The 22,558-nt window shown below is 32.3% G+C and carries 21 protein-coding genes; 16 read left to right on the top strand and 5 right to left on the bottom strand.

Going from position 1 to position 22,558, the window contains the following annotated elements:
- Window positions 1–248: 248 nt before the first annotated feature.
- The 9 genes from F0000_RS04570 (at window position 249) to F0000_RS04530 (ending at window position 8,028) form a co-directional block, all read left to right on the top strand.
- The gene (locus tag F0000_RS04570; protein WP_149623525.1) at window positions 249–854 is read left to right on the top strand and encodes a hypothetical protein; all 606 of its coding nucleotides are present in this window, start codon (window positions 249–251) and stop codon (window positions 852–854) included.
- Window positions 855–882: 28 nt separating this feature from the next.
- Entirely contained in the window at window positions 883–1,179 is a 297-nt protein-coding gene (locus F0000_RS04565) for a transcriptional regulator (RefSeq protein WP_149623524.1), read from the top strand.
- An 85-nt stretch (window positions 1,180–1,264) separates the two neighbouring features.
- Entirely contained in the window at window positions 1,265–1,738 is a 474-nt protein-coding gene (locus F0000_RS04560) for a hypothetical protein (RefSeq protein ID WP_149623523.1), read from the top strand.
- Window positions 1,735–2,049, top strand: coding sequence for a hypothetical protein (locus F0000_RS04555; protein WP_149623522.1), 315 nt, complete (start codon window positions 1,735–1,737; stop codon window positions 2,047–2,049). The genes F0000_RS04560 and F0000_RS04555 overlap by 4 nt, the downstream gene beginning before the upstream one ends.
- Entirely contained in the window at window positions 2,049–2,702 is a 654-nt protein-coding gene (locus F0000_RS04550; protein WP_149623521.1) for a DUF1361 domain-containing protein, read from the top strand. Before F0000_RS04555 ends, F0000_RS04550 begins: the two co-directional genes overlap by 1 nt.
- 26 nt (window positions 2,703–2,728) lie before the next feature.
- Window positions 2,729–4,087, top strand: coding sequence for a cell envelope integrity protein CreD (creD, locus tag F0000_RS04545; RefSeq protein WP_149623520.1), 1,359 nt, complete (start codon window positions 2,729–2,731; stop codon window positions 4,085–4,087).
- Window positions 4,088–4,244: 157 nt separating this feature from the next.
- Complete coding sequence (locus F0000_RS04540) at window positions 4,245–5,816, top strand: DUF3843 family protein (RefSeq protein ID WP_188112020.1); 1,572 nt, start codon at window positions 4,245–4,247, stop codon at window positions 5,814–5,816.
- A 669-nt stretch (window positions 5,817–6,485) separates the two neighbouring features.
- Entirely contained in the window at window positions 6,486–7,388 is a 903-nt protein-coding gene (locus tag F0000_RS04535) for a tail fiber domain-containing protein (RefSeq protein ID WP_149623518.1), read from the top strand.
- A 148-nt stretch (window positions 7,389–7,536) separates the two neighbouring features.
- Window positions 7,537–8,028, top strand: a complete 492-nt coding sequence (locus F0000_RS04530) for a DUF192 domain-containing protein (protein WP_149623517.1) — start codon at window positions 7,537–7,539, stop codon at window positions 8,026–8,028.
- 926 nt (window positions 8,029–8,954) lie between these two features.
- On the opposite strand, the gene secDF is transcribed toward F0000_RS04530, so the two are convergent.
- The 3 genes from secDF to asnB form a co-directional block, all read right to left on the bottom strand.
- Window positions 8,955–12,050, bottom strand: coding sequence for a protein translocase subunit SecDF (gene secDF, locus F0000_RS04525; RefSeq protein WP_149623516.1), 3,096 nt, complete (start codon window positions 12,048–12,050; stop codon window positions 8,955–8,957).
- A gap of 181 nt (window positions 12,051–12,231) precedes the next feature.
- Window positions 12,232–12,852 carry a hypothetical protein gene (locus tag F0000_RS04520; protein ID WP_149623515.1) on the bottom strand — a complete coding sequence of 207 codons (621 nt, stop codon included), beginning with the start codon at window positions 12,850–12,852 and terminating at the stop codon, window positions 12,232–12,234.
- A 260-nt stretch (window positions 12,853–13,112) separates the two neighbouring features.
- Window positions 13,113–14,780, bottom strand: a complete 1,668-nt coding sequence (asnB, locus tag F0000_RS04515; protein WP_149623514.1) for an asparagine synthase B — start codon at window positions 14,778–14,780, stop codon at window positions 13,113–13,115.
- Between the two features lie 259 nt (window positions 14,781–15,039).
- On the opposite strand from asnB, the gene F0000_RS04510 reads away from it, so the two are divergent.
- Window positions 15,040–15,573 (top strand): DUF2911 domain-containing protein, encoded by a 534-nt coding sequence (locus tag F0000_RS04510; protein WP_149623513.1) that lies wholly within the window; start codon window positions 15,040–15,042, stop codon window positions 15,571–15,573.
- A gap of 802 nt (window positions 15,574–16,375) precedes the next feature.
- Here the strand turns inward: F0000_RS04510 and F0000_RS04505 are convergent.
- Entirely contained in the window at window positions 16,376–17,005 is a 630-nt protein-coding gene (locus F0000_RS04505) for a 7-carboxy-7-deazaguanine synthase QueE (RefSeq protein WP_149623512.1), read from the bottom strand.
- 132 nt (window positions 17,006–17,137) lie between these two features.
- Entirely contained in the window at window positions 17,138–17,590 is a 453-nt protein-coding gene (locus F0000_RS04500) for a RidA family protein (protein ID WP_149623511.1), read from the bottom strand.
- A 169-nt stretch (window positions 17,591–17,759) separates the two neighbouring features.
- On the opposite strand from F0000_RS04500, the gene F0000_RS04495 reads away from it, so the two are divergent.
- From F0000_RS04495 to F0000_RS04470, 6 genes are read left to right on the top strand one after another with little or no spacing between them, the layout of a single operon-like run.
- Window positions 17,760–19,289 (top strand): helicase HerA-like domain-containing protein, encoded by a 1,530-nt coding sequence (locus F0000_RS04495; protein ID WP_149623510.1) that lies wholly within the window; start codon window positions 17,760–17,762, stop codon window positions 19,287–19,289.
- 47 nt (window positions 19,290–19,336) lie between these two features.
- Window positions 19,337–19,906, top strand: a complete 570-nt coding sequence (locus F0000_RS04490; protein WP_149623509.1) for a hypothetical protein — start codon at window positions 19,337–19,339, stop codon at window positions 19,904–19,906.
- Window positions 19,907–19,922: 16 nt separating this feature from the next.
- Window positions 19,923–20,291, top strand: a complete 369-nt coding sequence (locus tag F0000_RS04485; protein ID WP_149623508.1) for a cupin domain-containing protein — start codon at window positions 19,923–19,925, stop codon at window positions 20,289–20,291.
- Window positions 20,288–21,127, top strand: a complete 840-nt coding sequence (locus tag F0000_RS04480) for an alpha/beta hydrolase (protein WP_149623507.1) — start codon at window positions 20,288–20,290, stop codon at window positions 21,125–21,127. The genes F0000_RS04485 and F0000_RS04480 overlap by 4 nt, the downstream gene beginning before the upstream one ends.
- A 22-nt stretch (window positions 21,128–21,149) precedes the next feature.
- On the top strand, window positions 21,150–22,007 hold the full coding sequence (gene rluF, locus F0000_RS04475) for a 23S rRNA pseudouridine(2604) synthase RluF (protein ID WP_149623506.1): 858 nt from the start codon (window positions 21,150–21,152) through the stop codon (window positions 22,005–22,007).
- A gap of 12 nt (window positions 22,008–22,019) precedes the next feature.
- A complete protein-coding gene (locus F0000_RS04470; RefSeq protein WP_149623505.1) occupies window positions 22,020–22,445 on the top strand; it encodes a VOC family protein in 426 nt (141 codons plus the stop codon).
- Window positions 22,446–22,558: the final 113 nt, after the last annotated feature.

Raw genomic sequence — 22,558 nt, 5'->3', positions numbered from 1 at the left:
GTTTTTCTTATTTGTTTGGTTATGAAAGGAAGAGTGCTGCTTTAATTAGTAGCACTCTTTTTTATAAATATGACTCCTTAAAAGAGTTTCAAAAAGTTGAAGAATGAAGTTTACATCTCTAAATAAATCTACCTTATTCTACTCCTAAATGAAATTTTTATAGTATTCAAAAAATTGTGCCAGTTTCATTATTTTATTTGCATAACTCATTATTTTATTTTTACTTTGTATTTCAAAGTACTTTAAAAATGAGCACAGAAGATTATTTAAAAGATATTACTGAGATTAAAGATATGATGAATAAATCATCTCGCTTTTTTTCTCTAAGCGGTTTGTCTGGTATACTAGCAGGCATATATGCTTTGCTGGGTGCTGCCGTAGCCTATTATTTGGTAAGTATCAGTGGTAGAGCATATCTAATTCTCGATGGTCAGACCTTTAATTATATCTTAATCGACCTTGCTGCTGTTGCATTTTTGAGCATATTTACCGCTGCGATATTAAGTAATCGAAAAGCTAAAAAAAATAAGGAATCTTTATGGAATGGAACTTCCAAAAGATTATTAACCGCCTTTTTAGTACCACTAATTACAGGTGGAATTTATATTCTGATAAAAATTTTCAGTAATCATTATGGGCTCACAGGTTCCTTGATGCTTATTTTTTATGGTTTAGCATTAGTAAATGCTTCAAAATATACAATTGGTAATGTAAAGTATTTGGGATATATAGAAATTGTATTAGGTTTGATCTGCGCTATCTACCCTGGATACGGATTTTGGTTTTGGGTAGCCGGTTTTGGAGTAATGCATATAATATACGGTAGTCTAATTTATTTTAAACACGATCGATAAAAAGTTTCCAGGCACACTGGAAATAGCCATGAAAAACATAATAGACAATATAAATAAAGCATTTGATCATCGAATTCGGTTAGGCATCATGTCTGTATTGATGGTTAATGAATATGCAGATTTTAAAACGCTAAAAGAACTATTAGGCGCCACAGATGGCAACCTGGCAAGTCATACCAAAGCTTTAGAAAAAGAAGAATATATAAATGTGGAGAAATCTTTTATAGGTCGAAAACCAAATACTAAATACAGTGTTACCAAAGAAGGAAAAATTGCTTTTAAAAAACATGTAGATGCTATTGAGAAATTACTAAAGAAACAATAGTAGACAGCTCATATTTTAAAAGAAAAAAGGAATATATTTTTTTAATCAATTACTTTGAATTTCAAAGTACTTTTAAAACAAAAAAATGAGATCATTAGTATTAGAGACGTTATATGAGTGGAGTAAAATACCCTATCAAAAATGGTTTAAAAAAGAAGAACCTTGGAACATCTCCATAGCTCAATTATTACAGTATCCTAATATCAGCTTAGGATTTCATTTAGGTAGTTTTTTATTACAACATGATTTTACACCACAACCCAAACTGGAAAACCACGATGTATTTCATGTATTAACCAAAACAGGAATTACTGTTCCTGAAGAAATATCTATGCAGTACTATCTTTTAGGTAATGGCAAAAGAAGCATTTACTTGTATACAGTTATACTTATTGGTACACTACTCTACCTTGATAAATTTCGATTATTCAGGGAAGCTTTTCAAAACGGAAGGCACGCTTTTGTTTTTCATAAACTGGATTACAAAAAACTACTAGATCATTCAATAGATACGATACGTACTACTTTTCTAATAAAACCAATAAATAGTAACAGATGAAAATTATACAATCAATTAACAAAAATGCCCTTATCATAGCGACAATAAGCTTTTTATTAGGCACTATACTATTATTATCACATCTTATTACCGGTTGGGATCAATTAGTATTCTTAGGAATATTTTATGTACTCATAGCAACTGTTCTCAACGGAATTACTTTTGTTGGCTTACTTGCCAATACAGTTGTTAATTATCACTATTACAGAGAAAACTTAACTACTATTTTAATCTTTTTACTCAATATACCGATTACTGTCGGGTATCTGTTTATTGTCATTAATAATCCTCTTCAATACATCCAATTCTAATGGATACTGTATACAAACATATTTCCTTTGTCAAGAAATTCATTATTGCTGTCACTTTTAGTAGTGTATTATTACTCATCAGAATAATTAAAACAGACTCTTTATTTTTCTCATTTCTGATCTGGAATCTCTTTTTGGCGAGCATTCCTTATGGTATTACACTACTATTAAGTTTTAAAAAGATCCACAAAAATCGATGGTTATTCTGGTTTGGATTTACCGTCTGGTTGAGCTTCCTACCTAATGCTCCGTATATAATAACAGATTTACAACATATTAGATTAAGCACACTACAATCAGTATGGTTTGATGTATTATTGATTTTATCATTCGCCATTAATGGGCTTATCGTAGGTTTTGCTTCTTTACGTACTATGCAAAGCCTTCTTTTGGAGCGATTTTCTGTAAAAACAGTAACTCTTATTATCTACATCGTATTGCTTCTTTGCGGATTCGGGATTTACCTAGGGAGAGTCCTTAGATGGAATAGCTGGGATATACTAACGCGTCCGCTGGATATCATAGGAGATATCGCTAAAAGAGTTTTATTCCCTATTGAACATATAAACACCTGGGCATTTACTATAGGCTTTGGATGTTTCTTAATCATTACATATCAGTTCATACAGTATTATCAAAAAGAAAACAATTAAAAAAATATTTATAAATAACAGAAACTATGGAATCACAGAAACAAAAAAAATCTTTTGGTCAATGGATAAAAACATCGATTACAATCCGCATGCTTATGGTTGGAATATTAATTCTGGTGCTACTTATTCCATTATCATACATAAAGAATTTAATTCAGGAACGCTCTTTTAGACAAAAAGAAGTTGTTAGCGAAATTAATCAGAAATGGGGTAATGAGGTATTACTGTATGGCCCAGTTCTTAAGATTCCATATCAAACCCATGCACTCAAAAAAACCTGGGATGAGAAGACCAAATCGTATACTGAAGAAGATATTATTTCTGTACATACTGCTTTTTTCTTTCCTAATACATTAAATATTGATTCTAATATCGATGTGGATGCTAAAAATCTGAAAAGAGGAATCTATAAATCTGCTGTATATACTGCTACCATGAAAATAAAAGGCACTTTTACTATTCCAACTTTTGAAACTCAGGATATTCCTAAAGAGGATATTTTATGGAATAAAGCAACCGTAATTATAAACTCTACAAACCTAAAAGGAATCAAAAGCAATTTGCAATTACAGTTAGGCGCAGAACATTATCCCTTGCGTTCTCGTTATACTCAGAATTCATATACAAACACGCTGGAAACAACCTTTCTAAAAGAAGCTTCGCTACCAAAAGAAAATACAATAGATTTTAATCTGGATTTAAAAATTAACGGCAGTGAACATCTACGTTTTATACCTGTGGGTAGCGAAACCAATGTTTCTATGAATTCTAACTGGGCTTCGCCAAGTTTTTATGGTAATTATTTACCAGATACAAAAACTAAAGTCATCTCTAAAGATGGTTTTAAAGCCAATTGGAAAGTATTAGAAATCAACAGAGAATTCGAACAAGAATTCTACGGAGAACTGCCACAGATAAACTCATCCGCTTTTGGAGTAAAACTATTCATACCTGTAGATGAATACCAAAAAAGCGAACGAGCAACTAAATACGGATATCTTGTAATTGCACTTACTTTTCTGGTTTTCTTCCTGATTCAAGCAGTAAGCAAGATCAATATTCATCCTTTCCAATACTTAATGATCGGATTAGCGCTAACGATGTTTTACACCTTATTAATATCCATTTCAGAACATTCTAGCTTTTTATACGCATATGGAATTGCCGGTTCTTCTGTAATACTATTAATAGCAACCTACTCCAAAGCAATTCTTAAAAGTTTAAAATTTATGGGATTAATAGGAGCATCACTTGCGGCACTATATGCTTTTATTTTTGTAATTATTCAATTAGAGAACTATGCGCTGCTTGTAGGAAGTATCGGATTGTTCTTAATTTTAGGTACGATTATGATGATATCTCGTAAAATTGACTGGGGAGAATAATTCAGTCCAAAAAACAAACTTTCTTAAAATATTAAACAGCTCACAAAAACATAAAATTGGGGGTAATTAAAAAGTCTTATTTCTGATACGAAAAAAGACTTTTTTATAATAAATCAGTATGTTTCTAGCCTTTGAAAAAAAACAAATTTAACCGATTTTGAATAAAAAAATTTATATTAAAGAATGGAGTTTCTTTAAACCCTATAGCAAGCAAACTACTACTGATATATACTACCTGAAATTAAGCAATGAAGTAAAAAGAAATATCAGTCCTCTGTGCTATAATGAACTCAGCAAATTTCTATCTAGTAAAGAGATTAACGCATTATGTTGTTTTTTGGTATCTTATTTTGAAGATCAAATTTCTGAGACGAATCTCTGGAATTCTTTTATTTCGCTTCATAAAAAAAAGTATGGAAAACCATTACCATTTTTTGACACATCAGAATATATAGAAAAAGAAATTAATCATCAAGATGTTGCTTTCTTAATTTGGTATTTTATAAATTGTCTGGATAGAGATTCTTTTTTAGAATCAAATCACCCTCTGATAATGTTGCTGGCCAATGAAGTTATGATCGTTTTAGAAGAGGAGTACGAATATGCCCCAGAGAATACACTTCTTCAATCGTATTATCGATTATCAATAATCAATGAAGACGATGCATATTATGAGGTTAAAAAATTTTGTGAAACTATTCTCCTAAAAAGCTATTTATTTTTTCCAGACACTCTATATAGATATACAGAACAAAAAATATCTATTATCGAAAACGATTCTATCGATTCTAGGTATAAACCTCAAGTTCTTTATGATGCAATTGATGGAATCATCAATGAAAGTAAAACAGCATTACTCTCTATATCCGGAGATGAATGGATATTAGAGATTATTGGTGTCAGTCATCCTTTATATCAGGATATTTGCAAACTTCCCAGAAAAATAAGAGGTATGTTTTTTTACAAAGGAGCGGATGAAAAAACAATTTTTACCCAACATATAGCGTCAGGAAAAATGTTCAACCTTACTAAAAAATCTTTTTCTAAAGACAATTATCCTAAGGAAATAGACGATATCTTATATTTCGGCATGTCATTCTGGAAAGAAGAGTGGTGGCTTTCCGGATCTTTTTTATCTTATCAGTATGATCAAAAAATAGTTGATCAAGAAAAAAAATCTCTGATAGAGATCAATAAAGTAAACTCATTAAATCCCGAAATTAAAAAGCAGAATATAGAGACTTTAAAAAAGATGCAAGAATCCTTTCTGGAGTTTAACAACAACTCCCTGATTGTATTTTTACCATCGGGAGCGTTGGATTCGTTTCATAAAAAATTCATATCCTTCCATAATGATAGATTGAATAATAAAATTGATCCTAATCAAAAATATTCTTTCGAACCCGGCAAAACAGCAACCGACGAAAGAGCTTTGCTTTTCTTTAACCCCAATGGAGGTATTGAATATGGTTTTGATATTAATAGCGCATTCCCTACATCAGAAAATCCTTTTTATGATCCGGAAACAGAAGAAGAAGACTTTAAGTACCTTTTGATGGATTCTAATCTTTCTACAGAATTAGCATTGTATGCCATTGAAAATTATGGTGATCACATACAATATTTAAAAACACAAAATGGTAAAAAAATTCTGGAAGATATTGACTTCTTACTTCGGTTTTGGAAATGTGATTACTACGAGACAAAACCAGCGATAACAGTTTTGTAAAAATGTTATATTCTAAATTTCCGATTCTTGCATTATAATTACTAACCTGATCATACAGTAAAAAAACGATCTAACCTTTTGTACAATAAGAGTTAGTAGTTTTTTCAAAATCAACCCCATGTTTCGGATATATTTTGGAAAAGTATCTTATGTCCGTAAGTAAAACTTTTTTCTGATAAGGATTAAAATGAATTCAATGTACTGGCTTAATCTTTATTAGAGTCTGTTTAAAACCCTGCTGCCTATTAGTCATCACTATTACAACCTTTAAACATACTCTTAAAAATTCCCTCAAATCAAATAGCAAAAATATTTTACAAAAACGATTTTTTAGAAATTGAAGTAATCTATACTATGATACCGAGAAACTAACCTGATGATTGATCAATACACATTCTTTAAAATGGGTTTATTATTTATTCTATCTAATTTCTATTAACATGGTATGAAAAACTTACCGAATAGAGAAATCGTTATCTATTCTTTCTAAATTTCAAAAAAAGCTCCCTTTAACGTAATACTGATAAAAACTACCCGAAAAGGGTGGGGAAATATCCCTGTTTATAAAATATATTTGGAATATAACATTAATACCTAAACACACATTAAAAAAGACTATGACAACAATTTAACCTTAAAACCAAGATTAATTCTTAAAACTAAAAAATCATGAAAAACTTATTCTTTACACTATTTTTTGCACTCGTATTATCATTTACCAATGACATAAGCGCTCAAATATATACTGATTCAAATGGAAGAGTCGGAATCGGTACCACTTCTCCTGGAAAGAAGCTTGATATAGAAGGTGGATCTTTACGAGTACGATTTAGCAATACATCTCCTTATAGAAGACGTGCTTTTGATATCAATACAACTGCGGCAGATCCCAGATTGGAATCAGAACGATATATTGTATTCTTCAATACTCCCAGAGCATCTTTTATAGACATCTACGCTAAAACACTATATGAGAGATCAGACAAAAATGATAAGGAGAATATCACGGAGATCGATGATTCTTATATCAATAAATTATCCAAACTTAATGCGGTAAGTTATAACTGGAAAAAAGATGCATCCAAAAAGAAAGAGATTGGTTTTCTGGCTCAGGATGTCGAAAAAGTATTCCCAGAGCTCGTAAGAAGCGTCGAAGGAATAGAAGGAAAATCAATTTCTTATTCGCATATGACTCCTATTCTTGTAGAAGCGTTAAAAGAGCAGCAAGAACTTATCAAAAGTTTACAGTTAAAGGTAACAGAACTTGAACAAAAGATTAACAACACTAATACAAACAATCCTAATAATACATCATCATCTAAACTAATAAGAAGTTATCCTAATCCTACGCAAGGGTTTTCAACCATAGAATTATACCTGGACGATACTATCACGGATGCTAAAATTGTACTAATTGATAATATGGGTACTACTATAGACACATATCCTGTGGCCAAAAGAGGAAATGTTTTTTTAGATATCAATAATCAAAAACTGACCCCTGGTATTTACTTCTATTCTTTGCTTATAGATAACAAAAAAATTGACAGTAAAAAAATAATTAAAAAATAAATAAAACATCTGGTTAAATTGTTTCATAAAAGCGGGGAAGCGAACTATTCACTTCCCCGCTTACTTTATAGCAAGTTCTTTTTGACTGCAATAAGCACTTACCTTGATTTACTTATTTTTTTAAATATCTTTATCCCAAAAAAGTAATATGTTACTTAAATATACAATTGCAGTCTTTGGGATAATTATCTTTCTAGGATGCAAGCAACAATCAGAAAATACCAATATTTCTACAAAAGAAATCTTATTCTCTAAAGAAGGAGAATTATCTTTATATACTAAAAAAGACACTATCCCAACATTGATTAAAAAAATTGATATAGAAATTGCAGATAATGAGTATGAGAGAGAAACTGGTTTGATGTATAGAAAATCTATGGAGTCTAATCAAGGTATGCTATTTATTCAGAAGCAATTCAGACCACAAAGCTTCTATATGAAGAATACTTTAATACCGCTGGATATCATTTATATAGATACTAATTTTAAAATTGTAAGTTTTCAGAAACAAGCAAAACCATTAGATGAAACTTCTTTACCCTCTGGAAAACCCGCTAAATATGTTTTGGAGATCAATGCTGGATTATCTGACAAATTAAATTTGGCAGTTGGAGATTCTATTTCTTTTAAAAAAATATAAAAAGAAGTAATATCCGACTACGTTAAATATTCATCAAACTGGTAATATCTCTGAGTAAGTCTCATAGTATTTCAACCTAGATTATCAGCTAAAAACTTAGTTTCGATATAATGTTTTACAAAAAAATTAAATAAAGCGTTTTTAGTTGATAGTTAGCAAACTACCTCGGGACAAATCTACTAGGTATTTATTGAAAAAAAAACATTTTGATGTTGAGACAAGCCGGAGGGTTTAAATCTCGATTATCGAGTAATATTCTATGCAGATTTTATTTGATAAATAGCTTTTTTCGGTCTTTATATTGATGGAGCGAGTTCAATTAGTGCCAAACGCATCAGTTTGAATAAAATTCTGATAAGAATTTTGTACAAAAAACAAGTCCCTCTGGTTCAAAAGCCGATTCTTAACACATGTTTCTTTTGTCAATTTAAACACTGAATAAAAATTTTATTGGATGTCTCAAATTAACGAATTTTAATCTTGAACATTAATAATCGAGTTCAGGTTATTATTTCAATATCATTGACTCGTTCTTAGATAAAATCATCGCAAACTGAATCAAATTATTTTTTAATTCAAGCGAGAAAGAACATTCATAAATAGCAGCCTTATCGAAACCCTTTATTTTGAAGTGTGAGTGAAAGAGAAAGAAATGATTTTGGCAGGTAATTTCATTTGAGAATTTGTATTATACGATTTGTGATTAAAAAATTCGTATAAATTCATTGAATTATTTTTTCTTTATGCAAGGCAAAAAAATCAAGCATAGCTATAGCTACGGTTTATTTTTTAAACGAAGTAGAAAGGAAAAAGAAACGATGAATATGCGAAATTTTTAGTTATAAATCGTATTACTTGTGTATAAAGAAAAAGCTAGTTACAATTGCAACTAGCTTTTCTATATATATTAAGATAAAATATAGTATCTATGCTTCTACCTCTACTGCTTCAGGTTTTTTCTTTTCTTTAAGACCTACCTTATTCACAGTATCATACATCACTGGAGTTGCAATGAATAATGAAGAATAGGTACCTACTACCACACCTATAATTAATGAGAACATAAATCCTCTTAATGGTTCAGCAAAAATAAAGATTGCAATAAGTACCAGTAAAGTAGTTAATGAAGTATTTAATGTACGACCTAATGTACTATTTAATGCCGCATTTACATTCTTATCTAATGTCCACCCTGTATGTTCGTTCAAATACTCTCTAATTCTATCAAATACGACCACCGTATCATTCAGAGAATATCCTACAACCGTTAATATTGCTGCGATGAATGCCTGATCTATTTCCATATTAAAAGGCATAAACTTATAGGTTAATGAGAATATACCTAATACGACTAATACATCATGGAATACCGCAGCTACAGCACCTAAACTAAACTGCCATCTTCTAAATCTAAATAAGATATACAAGAATACTACAATTAATGAAGCTAAAACCGACCAAAAAGCAGCCTGCTTAATATCATCCGCAATAGTAGGCCCTACTTTCATAGAAGACATAACCCCTACCTGCTTATCTTCATCTCCATTTATAAATTCACCATATGTCAATCCATTAGTAAGATAAGGTTTCAGAGATTCATATAGCTTATTAGAGATTTCAGAATCTACTGCTTCACCAGCTTCGTCAATTTTATATTTTGTGGTAATTTTTAATTGATTATTAGCACCAAGTGTTTTTGCCTGAGCACTCCCAAAGGTTGTTACTAAATCTTTCTCCACATCGGTTGGTACTACATCCTTTGCAAAACGAACCGTATACGTTCTACCTCCAACAAAGTCTACACCATAATCCAAACTCTGAGTAATAAGCGAACCTATACCTGCCAAAATAATGATAGCAGAAACAACATATGCCATCTTTCTTTTTCTTAAGAAATTGATATTGATATCTCTAAACAAGTTTTTAGTGGCAGCAGTAGAAAAGGCTAATTCTTTACCATTTTTACCATATCCATCAATGAACAATCTAGTGATAAAAATAGCCGTGAATAATGAAGTAAGAATACCTATTAATAAAGTAGTTGCAAAACCTTTAATTGGACCTGTCCCGATTAACAATAAAATTAAACCGGTAAGACCTGTCGTAATATTGGCATCGAGTATCGATGATAATGCATTATTAAATCCATCTTTGATAGCATCTGCTTGTGATTTACCTCTTGCGAGCTCTTCTTTGATTCTTTCAAAAATCAGTACATTGGCATCTACAGACATACCTATTGTCAATACAATACCTGCAATACCAGGCAGCGTTAATACTGCTTTTAATCCAGCTAATACTCCAAAAATAAACAGAATATTCACCACTAACGCAACATCTGCAAAGGCTCCAGCTTTACCATAATAAAAAATCATCCATATTAGTATTAATACCAATGCTATAGCAAAAGACATAATACCACTATCTATAGCTTCTTGCCCTAATGAGGGCCCTACAATTTCACTCTGTATAATATCTGCAGAGGCAGGTAATTTACCGGCTCTTAGCACATTCGCTAAATCCTGTCCTTCTTCTACAGTAAAATCACCAGAAATCTCACTTCTTCCTCCACTAATAGCTCCTTTAGATACTCCTGGAGCAGAATACACAATATTATCAAGTACAATAGCAATCTGACTTCTTTGCGTAAAGGCACGTCCAGTCATTTCTTCCCATTTCTTAGCTCCTTTTCCATCCATCTGCATAGATACTACCACCTGATTTAACTGATCATAGGTTTGAGTAGCATCTGTAATTACACCTCCACTCAATTCTGGGGTATTATCACGATTCCCTTTTAGCGCATATAGATCAACAACATTGGCATCTTTTGACTGCTTACTCCAAACAAACTTAGCATAACGCTGATCTCCGGATAGTAAAGACTTTACTTTCGGGTGTTTAAGATAGTTATTAAACTGAGCTGTATCCTTGATAGCAACTGTTCCCAAAATAGGTCCCCCCTGATATACATTGGATTGCTCTGAGAAAAGATCAAAAATTGGATTTACCTGTGCCACCACATCCGTAGAATCTTCTGCATCTTCTAATAAATCAGCAATGGCATCATCTTTATCCGTTTTTGCAGTATCTACCTGAGTAGAATCTACTTCTTTTTTTAACAAACTATCAACCGCACTGTCTTTAGCCGTTTTTGTTGTATCAACCTGAGTAGTATCTACTACTTTTTTTACTTCTTCCTCTTTTCCTTCTTTCTTAGATTTTTCAAGATCCTGTTTTAATACATTATTTGCTGCCCCAAGAAATGAGGACATTTCATTAATATTAAATACATCCCAAAACTCTAATTGAGCTGTACTCTGTAATAATTTCTTAACACGATCTACATCTTTTGCTCCTGGCAACTCTACCAGAATACGCCCTGATTCTCCTAAACGTTGTATATTAGGTTGTGTAACCCCAAACTTATCAATACGTTTACGTAATACCTCAAATGCAGAAATCACAGATTCATCAATCTTTCTTTTCAGTATCGGTTTTACAACATCATTAGACATATCATAAGTAATATCATCACTTAAGTTTTTATTCGCAAAAATATCTGGAGAAGCTAATTGCGCATCCGGAATTTTTTCAAACTCAATAAAGAAATCTTCTACATACGTCTTCTGACTATTTTTCTGTGTCTGATCCGCAGCAGCCAGTGCCTGATTAAAAGAAGGATCTTTAGAATCATTTGCCAATCCTTTTAATATATCTTTTACAGAGATTTGTAAAATAACATTGATTCCTCCTTTAAGGTCAAGTCCTTTATTAAGCTCTTTACTTTTAGCATCGTTGTAGCTAAAATTTGCAAAAATTGGTTCTTTTCCTATAGAATCCAGGTAAGCACCTTCTGCAATTTCTCTTTCCTTAGAAGCATCAGCTCCCGGGTATTTCGTTAAAGCATAATTTTCTGCTTCTTTTTCTTTTGTATAGGTTAAATACGTAAACGATAATTGGTATAAACATACCAAACCGAATAAAATCGCAAATACCCTAATGAGTCCTTTATTTTGCATTATTTGTTTATTTTTTGGTCAAACCTTTTATAATTCATATTTATAAAATTTATCTCAGGTTTGATAATTAGTAATGTATTGATAGTGTGTGAGTGTAAACTTTATCAAACGAATATTGATAAGCTACTTGACAAAAAACAGTAACTGTTTTTTGAAAATTTATATAAAATATTTATTTTAATTACGTAATGGGTCCAGCTCTTACTTCTGGAATTGTATGTGAAGTAGTATCTATTGCTAATGCAATATTCGTATTTATTTTATAAGCTGTTTTTGTGAGCTTATTTGTAATATTTATATCAATTTCTGGCAGAAAACCGTACAAACTAGTATTAGAATTTCCATATTGCTCAGGTACAACTTCTAAAACATATTTGTTATTAATATTGGTGTCAAAATCAGTATTTTTATGGATTTCATAAACATTCAGATTATACTCTTTTGACTTTTCATCTGAAGGGGATTGATCCTCATCCTGATGGTGATCATAAAAAACATGATCTAATGTCAGGTTTTCTTCCTCTGAGAGAATTCTTTTTATATAGGCTACATCTTCATCACTATAATATGCAATTTTGAAAGTGCCTTTTTTAAAACCTCTTGTTATTCTTGTATACTGAACCCCTATTGATTGTAATTGCTTCTTTACAATAGAAACCGCATTTTGGGCTTCTGTAGAACTAACTTCATTGTGAACAAATTCTAATACAATTTCCTGGTTAGGTACCACAGCTTGTTGTTGAATAACAACAAATAATGCAAGTGCAGACAGCAAAGTGCCGAAGTACCATTTTTTCTTCATGCCGCAAATATAAAAAAATAAAAATTGCATTTATAACGTCTTCGCATAAATATCATATACACTAGTTAAATTATGTAAGAGATAAAAAGGGAAACTATAAAATTTTGAATAAATTGTATCATAAATACATTTCAATTTTTAATAACTATCAGATCCTTATGTAAAGTTTACTTTCTTCTTTGTTGAAACTCTATAATAAAGAAGCCATAGCAGTAGCTATGGCTCAATTTTATTTTCAATATTTTAAAACCCAGATGGTACTAATTATACGCTTCATCATGCACATTGGCTACTGCTCTACCGCTAGGATCATTCATGTTTTTAAAAGCTTCGTCCCATTCTAACGCTATTTTGGTACTACAAGCCACTGAAGGTTCCTGTGGAACACTTAAGGCAGCTGCATCACTAGGAAAATGTCCTTCAAAAATAGTTCTGTAATAAAACTCTTCTTTATTTTGTGGTGTCTGTATAGGAAATCTAAAATGTGCATTTGCCATTTGTTCGTCCGTTACTTCTGCATCCACTACTTCTTTTAGCGTGTCAATCCAACTGTACCCTACTCCATCAGAGAATTGCTCTTTTTGCCTCCAGGCTACACTTTCTGGTAAATAGGATTCGAATGCCTTGCGGATCACCCACTTCTCCATTCTTTCGCCATTAATCATTTTATCCTGCGGATTAATTCTCATTGCCACATCCATAAATTCTTTATCAAGAAAAGGAACTCTACCTTCGATCCCCCAAGCTGCAAGAGATTTATTGGCGCGTAAACAATCATACATATGTAATTTATCTAGTTTACGCACTGTTTCTTCATGAAACTCCTCAGCATTTGGCGCTTTATGAAAATACAGATATCCACCAAATATCTCATCAGCACCTTCTCCAGAAAGTACCATTTTTACCCCCATAGACTTGATGACACGAGCCATTAAATACATAGGTGTAGAAGCCCTAATAGTGGTAATATCATAGGTTTCCAGATTATAGATAACATCTCTAATAGCATCCAACCCTTCTTGTATTGTAAATTTAATTTCGTGATGTACGGTTCCTATATGATCTGCTACTTTCTGAGCAGCAGCCAGGTCAGGAGAACCTTCTAATCCTACAGAGAAAGAATGTAATTGAGGCCACCAGGCATCTTTAGTATCACCAGACTCTATTCTTTTTTCTGCATATTTTTTGGCAACCGCAGAGGTCACAGAAGAATCAAGTCCTCCTGATAATAATACTCCGTATGGCACATCAGACATTAATTGTCTATGTACAGCAGCTTCTAATGCATCTCTTAATTCATCTATACTGGTTTGATTCTGTTTTACGGCATCAAAATCTGTCCAATCTCTGATATACCACTTTTCTAGTTCACCAGTTTTACTATCCAAAAAGTGCCCTGGAGGAAATAACTCTATTTTGGTGCAAACACCTTCTAAGGCTTTTAATTCTGACCCTACATAAAAAGTACCGTTCTGATCCCATCCCATATATAAGGGAATAATCCCCATATGATCTCTTGCAATCAAATAGGAGTCATTTTCCTGATCATATAGAGCAAATGCAAAAATACCACTGAGATCATCTAAAAAAGCGGTTCCTTTCTCTTTATACAATGCTAAAATCACTTCACAATCAGATGCTGTCTGAAAATTATATTTCCCTTCAAACTGTTCGCGAATATCTCTATGATTATAGATTTCTCCATTTGCAGCCAGTATTATTTTTTTATCTTCACTAAATAAGGGTTGCTTACCAGAAACAGGATCTACAATGGCTAATCGCTCATGAGCCATAATTACATTATCATTAGCATAAATCCCACTCCAATCTGGGCCTCTATGACGTATTTTCTTAGACATCTCTAGTAATTGAGGTCTTAATACCTCTGCTTTTTCTTTCAGATCAAAAGCACAAACAATTCCACACATAATTTTCTTTTTCTATTAATTCAGAAGTCAAATATCTATTTATAGTTACACAATACAAAGTATACATCCTTAAAAGGTTTCATTTTATAATATATTCACTCAAATATCATACAACTTGTAATAACAATCATTAAAAAACTATCGATATACTATCAAGTTGTTATATTACCCTTTTAACAGAAATTAAAGACAGGATTAACATATAGTAGGCAAGTTCGTACATATCTTTACGGTAGTTATAAAAATAAAATTACATATTATGAAAAAATCGACCTTGTTAGTACTGATAATGTTTTTGGGAAGCATTGCTACTATGAGTGCTCAAAAATTTGATGGAATCCAAAAAAGTCCTACAGACATTTCTTACGCTAAAGCTGACAGAAATGCAAAGCCTGAGATTAAAGTAATTTACAGCAGACCTCATAAAAAAGGAAGAACTATTTTTGGTGAATTAGTTCCTTATGGTAAGGTATGGAGAACGGGAGCAGATGAGGCTACTGAGATTAAATTTTTTAAAGATGCTAAGATTGGTGATAAAACTGTAAAAGCTGGTACGTATTCACTATTCACAATACCTGGCGAAAAAGAATGGACAATTATTATAAATTCTGACTTAGATATCTGGGGTGCTTATTCTTATAATGAAAGTAATGATGTAGCTAGAATCAAAGTCACTCCATCAACAGGAAAAGAACTGGAAGCTTTCTCTATTGCTTTTAAGAAAGTGGATACTGGATACCATATGGTCATGGGATGGGATACCACTAAAGTAGAAATTCCTTTTGCCATATAAACAAATTAAAAAAACAAAAAAAGCGAAGTAAATCTTCGCTTTTTTATTTCAATATAACTTTATTAAGAGAAGTGGTTATTATCTATGAATTGCATTACTAGATGCTCCTGGTAATTCTTTCATAAAATCCATAACGATTCTAAAAGTTAATCTAAATTTAGTGTAAAATAGCCCCATATAATTTTATTTTAATTGTTATTTAATTCAAATATAACACCTAATCAACTCTAAATCAACATTTTTAACATTTGCTGCTTATTTTTTTAGATGTAAGTCAAAATTTTTCTGATTAAAACCGACATAATTTTTCTGATACTATTATTTTTTTAACTAAAACATCAAAAATTCAATTGTTATATGTAGGTTTTTAAATTTTAAAACATAGTATTTCTAAATCGAATGTGAGATTTATCCTATCTATGAATTGCATTACTACAAGCCGATGGTAATTGTTTCAAAAAACTCTTTAGTGCTTGGATATCAATTGTAAGTATACCGTAAAAAATTTTCATAATTATTTGATTTATAATTCGTTATACAAATATAAAACTCAAAACAGTCTTGATGAAAAAATTAACACATCGATCATCCAATTTTAGACATAGCGTAAAAAAAACCGCTATAAATATCAAAACAACATAATTAAAAAAAATTAATACAGAATTAACTTACAAAAACAATCTAAAGTCACAGGGTTTTTCCCCTGTTTTTGTAATTCAGCGCGTATATATAAATAGATAAAAAGAGGAAATAAATCTAATTCTGGACTAAAAACGTCAATTCCATAATAAAAAGAGGCTTATTATGGAATATTTAAATACTTATGCGTTTGTAAAGAGACCTTCCATTTGGGGTTTTTCATCACATATGCTACAATCAAGGGAATCATCTTATCTCTTACACTCCATTCGGGTTGTAAATACAATACACAATCATCAGAAACCTGATTTGCCTGTTCTTCTGCAAAAGCAAAATCGCTTTTATTATATACAATACATTTTAGTTCATTTGCCTTACTATAAATTCCTGGTTCCGGTAGCTTTACTTTTTTAGGAGAAAGGCATATCCAATCCCAGGTTCCGCTAAGAAGATAAGCTCCGGAAGTCTCTATATGGGTTTGCGCGCCTCTTTCTTTAAGTCCTTTGGTAAGTACTCCCATATCCCAGGTCAAAGGCTCTCCTCCCGTGACAACAACAACATTGCTATATTTTATAGCATTATCAATTATGACATTTGTATCTGTAGGAGGATGCAATTCTGCATTCCAGCTTTCTTTTACATCACACCAATGACATCCTACATCACAACCGCCAATTCTAATAAAATAAGCAGCCGTTCCTTTGTGATATCCTTCTCCTTGTATTGTATAAAATTCTTCCATAAGAGGAAGCATCCTGCCCTGATCAACCAGTTTTTTTACTCTTTCTTGCATAAGGGTGCAAAGGTAGATAATAAATTAAGAATGATCCTTCGCCTGGTAGGAATCTTATAGTGAAGCGATTGAACCGTTCACTACGTCATATATTTTAATATAAGTCACTGGTTAGCGCATATTAATGACTATTCATTTTGATTTTGCTGCCACACATTCAATTTCAATTTTAGCTCCTACGGCTAAGCCTTTAGCTGCAAAAGTAGTACGCGCTGGTTTTTTAGGAAAATATGTTTTATACACTGTATTAAAAGCAGAAAAATCTTGTATATCTGCTAATATGACCGTACACTTTACGACATCATTCATATCCATGTTATGCTGCTTTAGCACCTCTTTAATATTATCCAGGGTTTGTTTTGTCTCTGCTACTATGCCTCCCTCAACCAATTTTCGGGTTGTATGATTCATGCCCACCTGACCTGACAAAAAATATAAATTCCCTACTTGTACAATATCAGAAAAAGGAGCTTTTGCTTTTTTAGGTTCATGAGTTTTATGAAAAACCACATCAACTCCAGCATTTGATTGAGAACAGCTAATACAAAACAGAGACAACAGTGCAATTACAAGAATGTTTTTCATCAGGAAATAATATTATATATGTGTGCTATTTACAGTATCCTAAAAATAAACTATAAATCAACATTGTGTGCTTAATTATGTAAAATTATTGATTTATTAGAAAAACAACGCTGTATTCATTTCAATAGAATGGTTAAGATTCCTATTTTTATCAAAATTTACATCAATTATGAGCACGAATCAGGAATTCCTTGATCATATTAATGCGGGGTATACCACTAAAGGTGATTTTATAACATTGGGTGCTGCAATGCACAAAAATGAGACCGTTAAAGATGCACAGGTAAAAGTACCTTTAAAAACACTAAATCGTCATGGGCTTATCGCAGGTGCCACAGGTACGGGCAAAACTAAGACATTACAGGTTTTTGCAGAAAATTTAAGCGAACAAGGAATCCCGGTACTTTTAATGGATATCAAAGGTGATCTTAGTGGGCTTGCTGCTGCCAGTCCAGGGCATCCCAAAATTGATGAGCGTCATGAAAAAATCGGTATTCCCTTTGAAGCAAAGAATTTCCCGGTAGAGATTCTTTCCTTATCAGAACAAGATGGAGTAAGACTAAGAGCTACTGTGAGTGAGTTTGGTCCCGTTTTATTCTCCAGAATTCTCGATGTAACAGAAACCCAAGCCGGTATTATTTCTATTATTTTTAAGTATTGTGACGATCATAAACTACCATTACTCGACCTAAAGGATCTTAAAAAAGTATTACAGTTTGCGACTAGAGAAGGCAAAGAAGAACTTGAAAAAGAGTATGGCAGAATATCTACGGCATCAACAGGTGCCATATTACGCAAAATAGTGGAATTAGAACAGCAGGGGGCTGATATCTTTTTTGGTGAACGCTCTTTTGATGTCAATGACCTTTGCAGGGTGGATAATGATGGCAGAGGATTTATTAATATTATAAGATTAACAGATATTCAGGATAGACCAAAATTATTTTCAACATTTATGCTGAGTTTATTGGCAGAAGTGTATAGTACTTTTCCTGAGCAAGGTGATAGCGGGAGACCTGAATTAGTCATTTTTCTTGATGAAGCACATTTGATTTTTAAAGAAGCTTCCAATGCTCTGATGGATCAAATAGAAAGTATTGTAAAGTTAATACGTTCTAAAGGTGTTGGATTGTATTTTATAACCCAGAACCCTACAGATGTTCCTGATGGGATCTTAAGTCAGTTAGGACTCAAAGTGCAACACGCACTTAGAGCATTTACTGCAAAAGATCGTAAAGCCATCAAACTTACTGCAGAAAATTACCCAATCTCAGAATATTATGACACTAAAGAAATACTCACTTCGCTGGGAATAGGAGAAGCATTAGTATCTGTTCTTGATGAAAAAGGACGCCCTACTCCACTAGCGGCAACCATGCTTAGAGCACCTATGAGCAGAATGGATATATTATCTAAAAGTGAACTCAAAGCATTATCTGAAAAATCATCTCTTTCCAAAAAATATAACGAAGACATCGATAGAGAAAGTGCCTATGAAATTTTAACAGAAAAGATAGAAAAAGCTGAGGCGGCAGAAGCAAAAGAGACGGCAAAAAAAGAAAGAGAAAAATTAAAGAAAAATTCATCCCGCTCCAGTTCCAGAAGAACAAATACAACAGAAAAAGCAGTTATCAAGGTGTTAACAAGTGCTACATTTATAAGAGGTGCATTGGGAATATTAAATAAATTATTACGTTAATAATAGCAAATATTTTTTTTGTTTAACTCAGGGATAATTATGCCACTATGCTAAAAACAATAAACTTCGCATTCTTACTTTTTTTACTAATAATAGCTTGTCAGAAAGAAGAAAAAAGTCAAGATCCTTTTTTGATCTCAAACAATAGAATCGGACATCTCACTCATAAGACAACTCTAAAACAATTAGATTCTATATATAGTAATGATTCTATTGTAAGAAATATAGCAGGTGATAAATTACTGAATACGAACAATGAAATAGCGATCTTCGAAAAAGGTGGAAAAAAACTACTTATACTGGAAGTCAGACAAAAATCCGACATAAATTCTACCATAAAAAACATACAACTTATTGACAGTCGATATCATACGGATACAGGGCTATCACCCAATGGAACGTTTAAAAACATTAAGGATCATTATACCATCACTAAAATTACTAATACGCTAAGTTCGGCTGTACTATTTGTAGATAGTATACAGGCATCGTTGACTATTGATAAAAAGGAATTAGCCGCTGATCTCAAGTTTAATACAGATACTAAAATCGAAGCTTCTCAAATACCTGATTCTGCAAAGATCAAGCATTTTCTAATTAGCTGGGATGAAAATTAACGTTTGACTAATATCTATGAGTAAGAAATATAAGATTCAAAAAGCGCCTTTTGTGGTTCCGACTACCGATGGAAAGTTAATAGAAGAGCATTTCGGGCAAGCTTCTGATAGTAATACTGAAGTTAGCATAGCACATATGATTGCTCCTCCACATTGGAGCGAACCATTCCAAACCCCTGAATTTGATGAATATACGTATATCATCAAAGGTAAAAAACAATTCATTGTAGATGGAGAAAAATTAATCCTAACAGCTGGTCAATCCATTAAAATAGAAAAAAATACGCGCGTACAATACGCTAATCCTTTTGAAGAAATTTGTGAGTATATCGCCATTTGTCTGCCTGCATTTTCTATTGAATCTGTACACAGAGAAGAAGCATGAAAAAAATAGTAAAAAAATACGCTCCTATTATTGTCGGAAAACGTCTGCAGTTTCTATTTTTTTTCAATAAGAAAAAAGCACTGCACAAAGCATATATTCTTTTTAGTACTCCACTCAAAGGAAAAGTACTTCCGGATCAGGAATATTTTTTGGAAGAGGCAGAAGATGAAGTCATTCTAATAAAAGATAATCATATTCAAACATACCGATGGGCTAATATGGGAGAAACTGTATTAATGGTTCATGGATGGGACAGCAATACGCATCGCTGGAAAACACTAATACAAAAACTACATCAGCTGAATTATAATATAATTGCATTTGATGCCCCTGCTCAGGGAAATTCTACGGGTAAAACCCTAACCGTTCCCTTATATGCAGAATGTCTTCAGAAAATGGTAGAACTCTATAGACCCAATCATATTATCGGACATTCTGTAGGCGGAATGACCACCATTTTTCATCAGCATACATATCCAAATATTGAAATAGAGAAATTAGTAGTGCTAGCACCACCCACAGAATTAGCTACTATTATGGAAGGGTATCAGGAAACACTAAAGTTACCTGATCGGTTTATGAAAGCTTTAAGTCAATATTTTAAAGATAAATTTGGTTTCTATTTTGAAGAATTCTCCATGGCAGAATTTGCTAAGAGCATTCATCAACCAGGATTGCTCATCCACGATAAATATGATACTATAGCACCATATGAAGGGGCAGAGGTCATTAGTAGCCATTGGAAAGACATAAAATTTATTACTACAGAAAATTTTGGACATTCTTTATTTTTTGATGAGGTAGATGATATGATTATTGATTTTTTGAAAGATTAAATTTTATGACCACCTTTGCAGCGTGGAAAATTCTAATCAAACCAGACTCAACAAATATCTAAGCGAAGTTGGATACTGTTCTCGCAGAGAAGCAGACAAGCTCATTGATCAGGGCAGAGTTACTATAAATGACAAAGTTCCTGAAATGGGAACCAAAGTTTCTCCCGGAGATGAAGTAAAAGTAGATGGAGAAACCATTAATGAACCCAAAGAAAAACCTGTATACCTTGCCTTTCATAAACCTGTAGGTATCGTATGTACTACAGCTCAGAATGAAAAAGATAATATTATTGATTATATCAATTATCCCAAACGTATTTTTCCTATCGGTCGATTAGACAAACCCAGTGAGGGGCTAATTCTCCTTACCAGTGATGGAGATATTGTTAACAAAATACTTAGAGCCAGAAACAATCACGAAAAAGAATATATTGTAACAGTCAACAAGCTAATTAGTCCTTTATTTATAAAAAGAATGGGAAATGGTATTCCAATTTTGGATACTATAACCCGAAAATGTGAGGTAGAACAGATCAGTAAATATGATTTTAGAATAGTACTCACACAAGGTTTGAACCGTCAGATTAGGAGAATGTGTGAATATTTAGGATATGAAGTAATTCGGTTAAAACGAATTCGTATTATGAATATTACACTTGATACATCTGTGGGAACTTGGAGATATCTTACTGATACAGAATTAAGCATCATAAACTCAGACACAGGAGATTCTAGTAAAACTGAAGAAGCTTCTGTTACCAATAAATTAAATGGAGGTACTAATAGCTCAAAAGCTATTAGCGCAAAAAGCAGAAAAGAGTCCTTCAAAAAAGATACTTCCAGACGCGAAGGTGGAAAAAGAAAAGATCGAAGAAATTAATTCAATATTCATATGAATACGTTATCCCCTTTTCATTTAGCCATTCCAGTAGATAATTTAAAGTTAGCCAGAGATTTTTATAGTACTGTTTTAGAACTGAAAGAAGGTCGTAGCAGTGATCATTGGGTTGATTTTAATTTCTTTGGGCATCAATTGGTTATTCATTACAAATCAGTATCTCAATCGACGGTACCTCATCATAATGCTGTGGACGGGAAAGAAGTGCCTGTCCCCCATTTTGGAATTATTTTAGACTGGGATATTTGGCATCAGTTTGCGGCTATGTTATCCAAAAAAAATATTCAATTCGTGATAGAACCCTATATTCGCTTTAAGGGTGAAATAGGGGAACAAGCTACTATGTTTTTTTATGACCCTTCAGGAAACGCATTAGAATTTAAATCTTTTAGAGATATGTCTCAAATATTTGAAAAGTAATAGCGTTATTCAACAAAAGAATTGCCGAGCTATCATCTGGATTAAATGATATTGATTTGCAGGAAACAAAATATGTCATCCCAATTTTGTTTTAAGAATACTTAAATAAAAGG

The sequence above is a fragment of the Aquimarina sp. RZ0 genome (assembly GCF_008370685.1).
In the GTDB taxonomy this organism is placed as follows: domain Bacteria; phylum Bacteroidota; class Bacteroidia; order Flavobacteriales; family Flavobacteriaceae; genus Aquimarina.
This window is presented reverse-complemented; position numbering and strand designations above follow the sequence as displayed.

Excerpts from the sequence above, each read along its gene's own strand:
- F0000_RS04485 (WP_149623508.1), top strand. The coding sequence starts at position 19,923 with ATGAGTAAGAAATATAAGATTCAAAAAGCGCCTTTTGTGGTTCCGACT.
- F0000_RS04495 (WP_149623510.1), top strand. The coding sequence starts at position 17,760 with ATGAGCACGAATCAGGAATTCCTTGATCATATTAATGCGGGGTATACC.
- F0000_RS04500 (WP_149623511.1), bottom strand. The coding sequence starts at position 17,590 with ATGAAAAACATTCTTGTAATTGCACTGTTGTCTCTGTTTTGTATTAGC.
- F0000_RS04570 (WP_149623525.1), top strand. The coding sequence starts at position 249 with ATGAGCACAGAAGATTATTTAAAAGATATTACTGAGATTAAAGATATG.
- F0000_RS04490 (WP_149623509.1), top strand. The coding sequence starts at position 19,337 with ATGCTAAAAACAATAAACTTCGCATTCTTACTTTTTTTACTAATAATA.
- F0000_RS04560 (WP_149623523.1), top strand. The coding sequence starts at position 1,265 with ATGAGATCATTAGTATTAGAGACGTTATATGAGTGGAGTAAAATACCC.
- secDF (WP_149623516.1), bottom strand. The coding sequence starts at position 12,050 with ATGCAAAATAAAGGACTCATTAGGGTATTTGCGATTTTATTCGGTTTG.
- F0000_RS04505 (WP_149623512.1), bottom strand. The coding sequence starts at position 17,005 with ATGCAAGAAAGAGTAAAAAAACTGGTTGATCAGGGCAGGATGCTTCCT.
- creD (WP_149623520.1), top strand. The coding sequence starts at position 2,729 with ATGGAATCACAGAAACAAAAAAAATCTTTTGGTCAATGGATAAAAACA.
- F0000_RS04535 (WP_149623518.1), top strand. The coding sequence starts at position 6,486 with ATGAAAAACTTATTCTTTACACTATTTTTTGCACTCGTATTATCATTT.
- asnB (WP_149623514.1), bottom strand. The coding sequence starts at position 14,780 with ATGTGTGGAATTGTTTGTGCTTTTGATCTGAAAGAAAAAGCAGAGGTA.
- F0000_RS04470 (WP_149623505.1), top strand. The coding sequence starts at position 22,020 with ATGAATACGTTATCCCCTTTTCATTTAGCCATTCCAGTAGATAATTTA.
- F0000_RS04510 (WP_149623513.1), top strand. The coding sequence starts at position 15,040 with ATGAAAAAATCGACCTTGTTAGTACTGATAATGTTTTTGGGAAGCATT.
- F0000_RS04530 (WP_149623517.1), top strand. The coding sequence starts at position 7,537 with ATGTTACTTAAATATACAATTGCAGTCTTTGGGATAATTATCTTTCTA.
- F0000_RS04520 (WP_149623515.1), bottom strand. The coding sequence starts at position 12,852 with ATGAAGAAAAAATGGTACTTCGGCACTTTGCTGTCTGCACTTGCATTA.
- F0000_RS04480 (WP_149623507.1), top strand. The coding sequence starts at position 20,288 with ATGAAAAAAATAGTAAAAAAATACGCTCCTATTATTGTCGGAAAACGT.
- F0000_RS04555 (WP_149623522.1), top strand. The coding sequence starts at position 1,735 with ATGAAAATTATACAATCAATTAACAAAAATGCCCTTATCATAGCGACA.
- F0000_RS04550 (WP_149623521.1), top strand. The coding sequence starts at position 2,049 with ATGGATACTGTATACAAACATATTTCCTTTGTCAAGAAATTCATTATT.
- F0000_RS04565 (WP_149623524.1), top strand. The coding sequence starts at position 883 with ATGAAAAACATAATAGACAATATAAATAAAGCATTTGATCATCGAATT.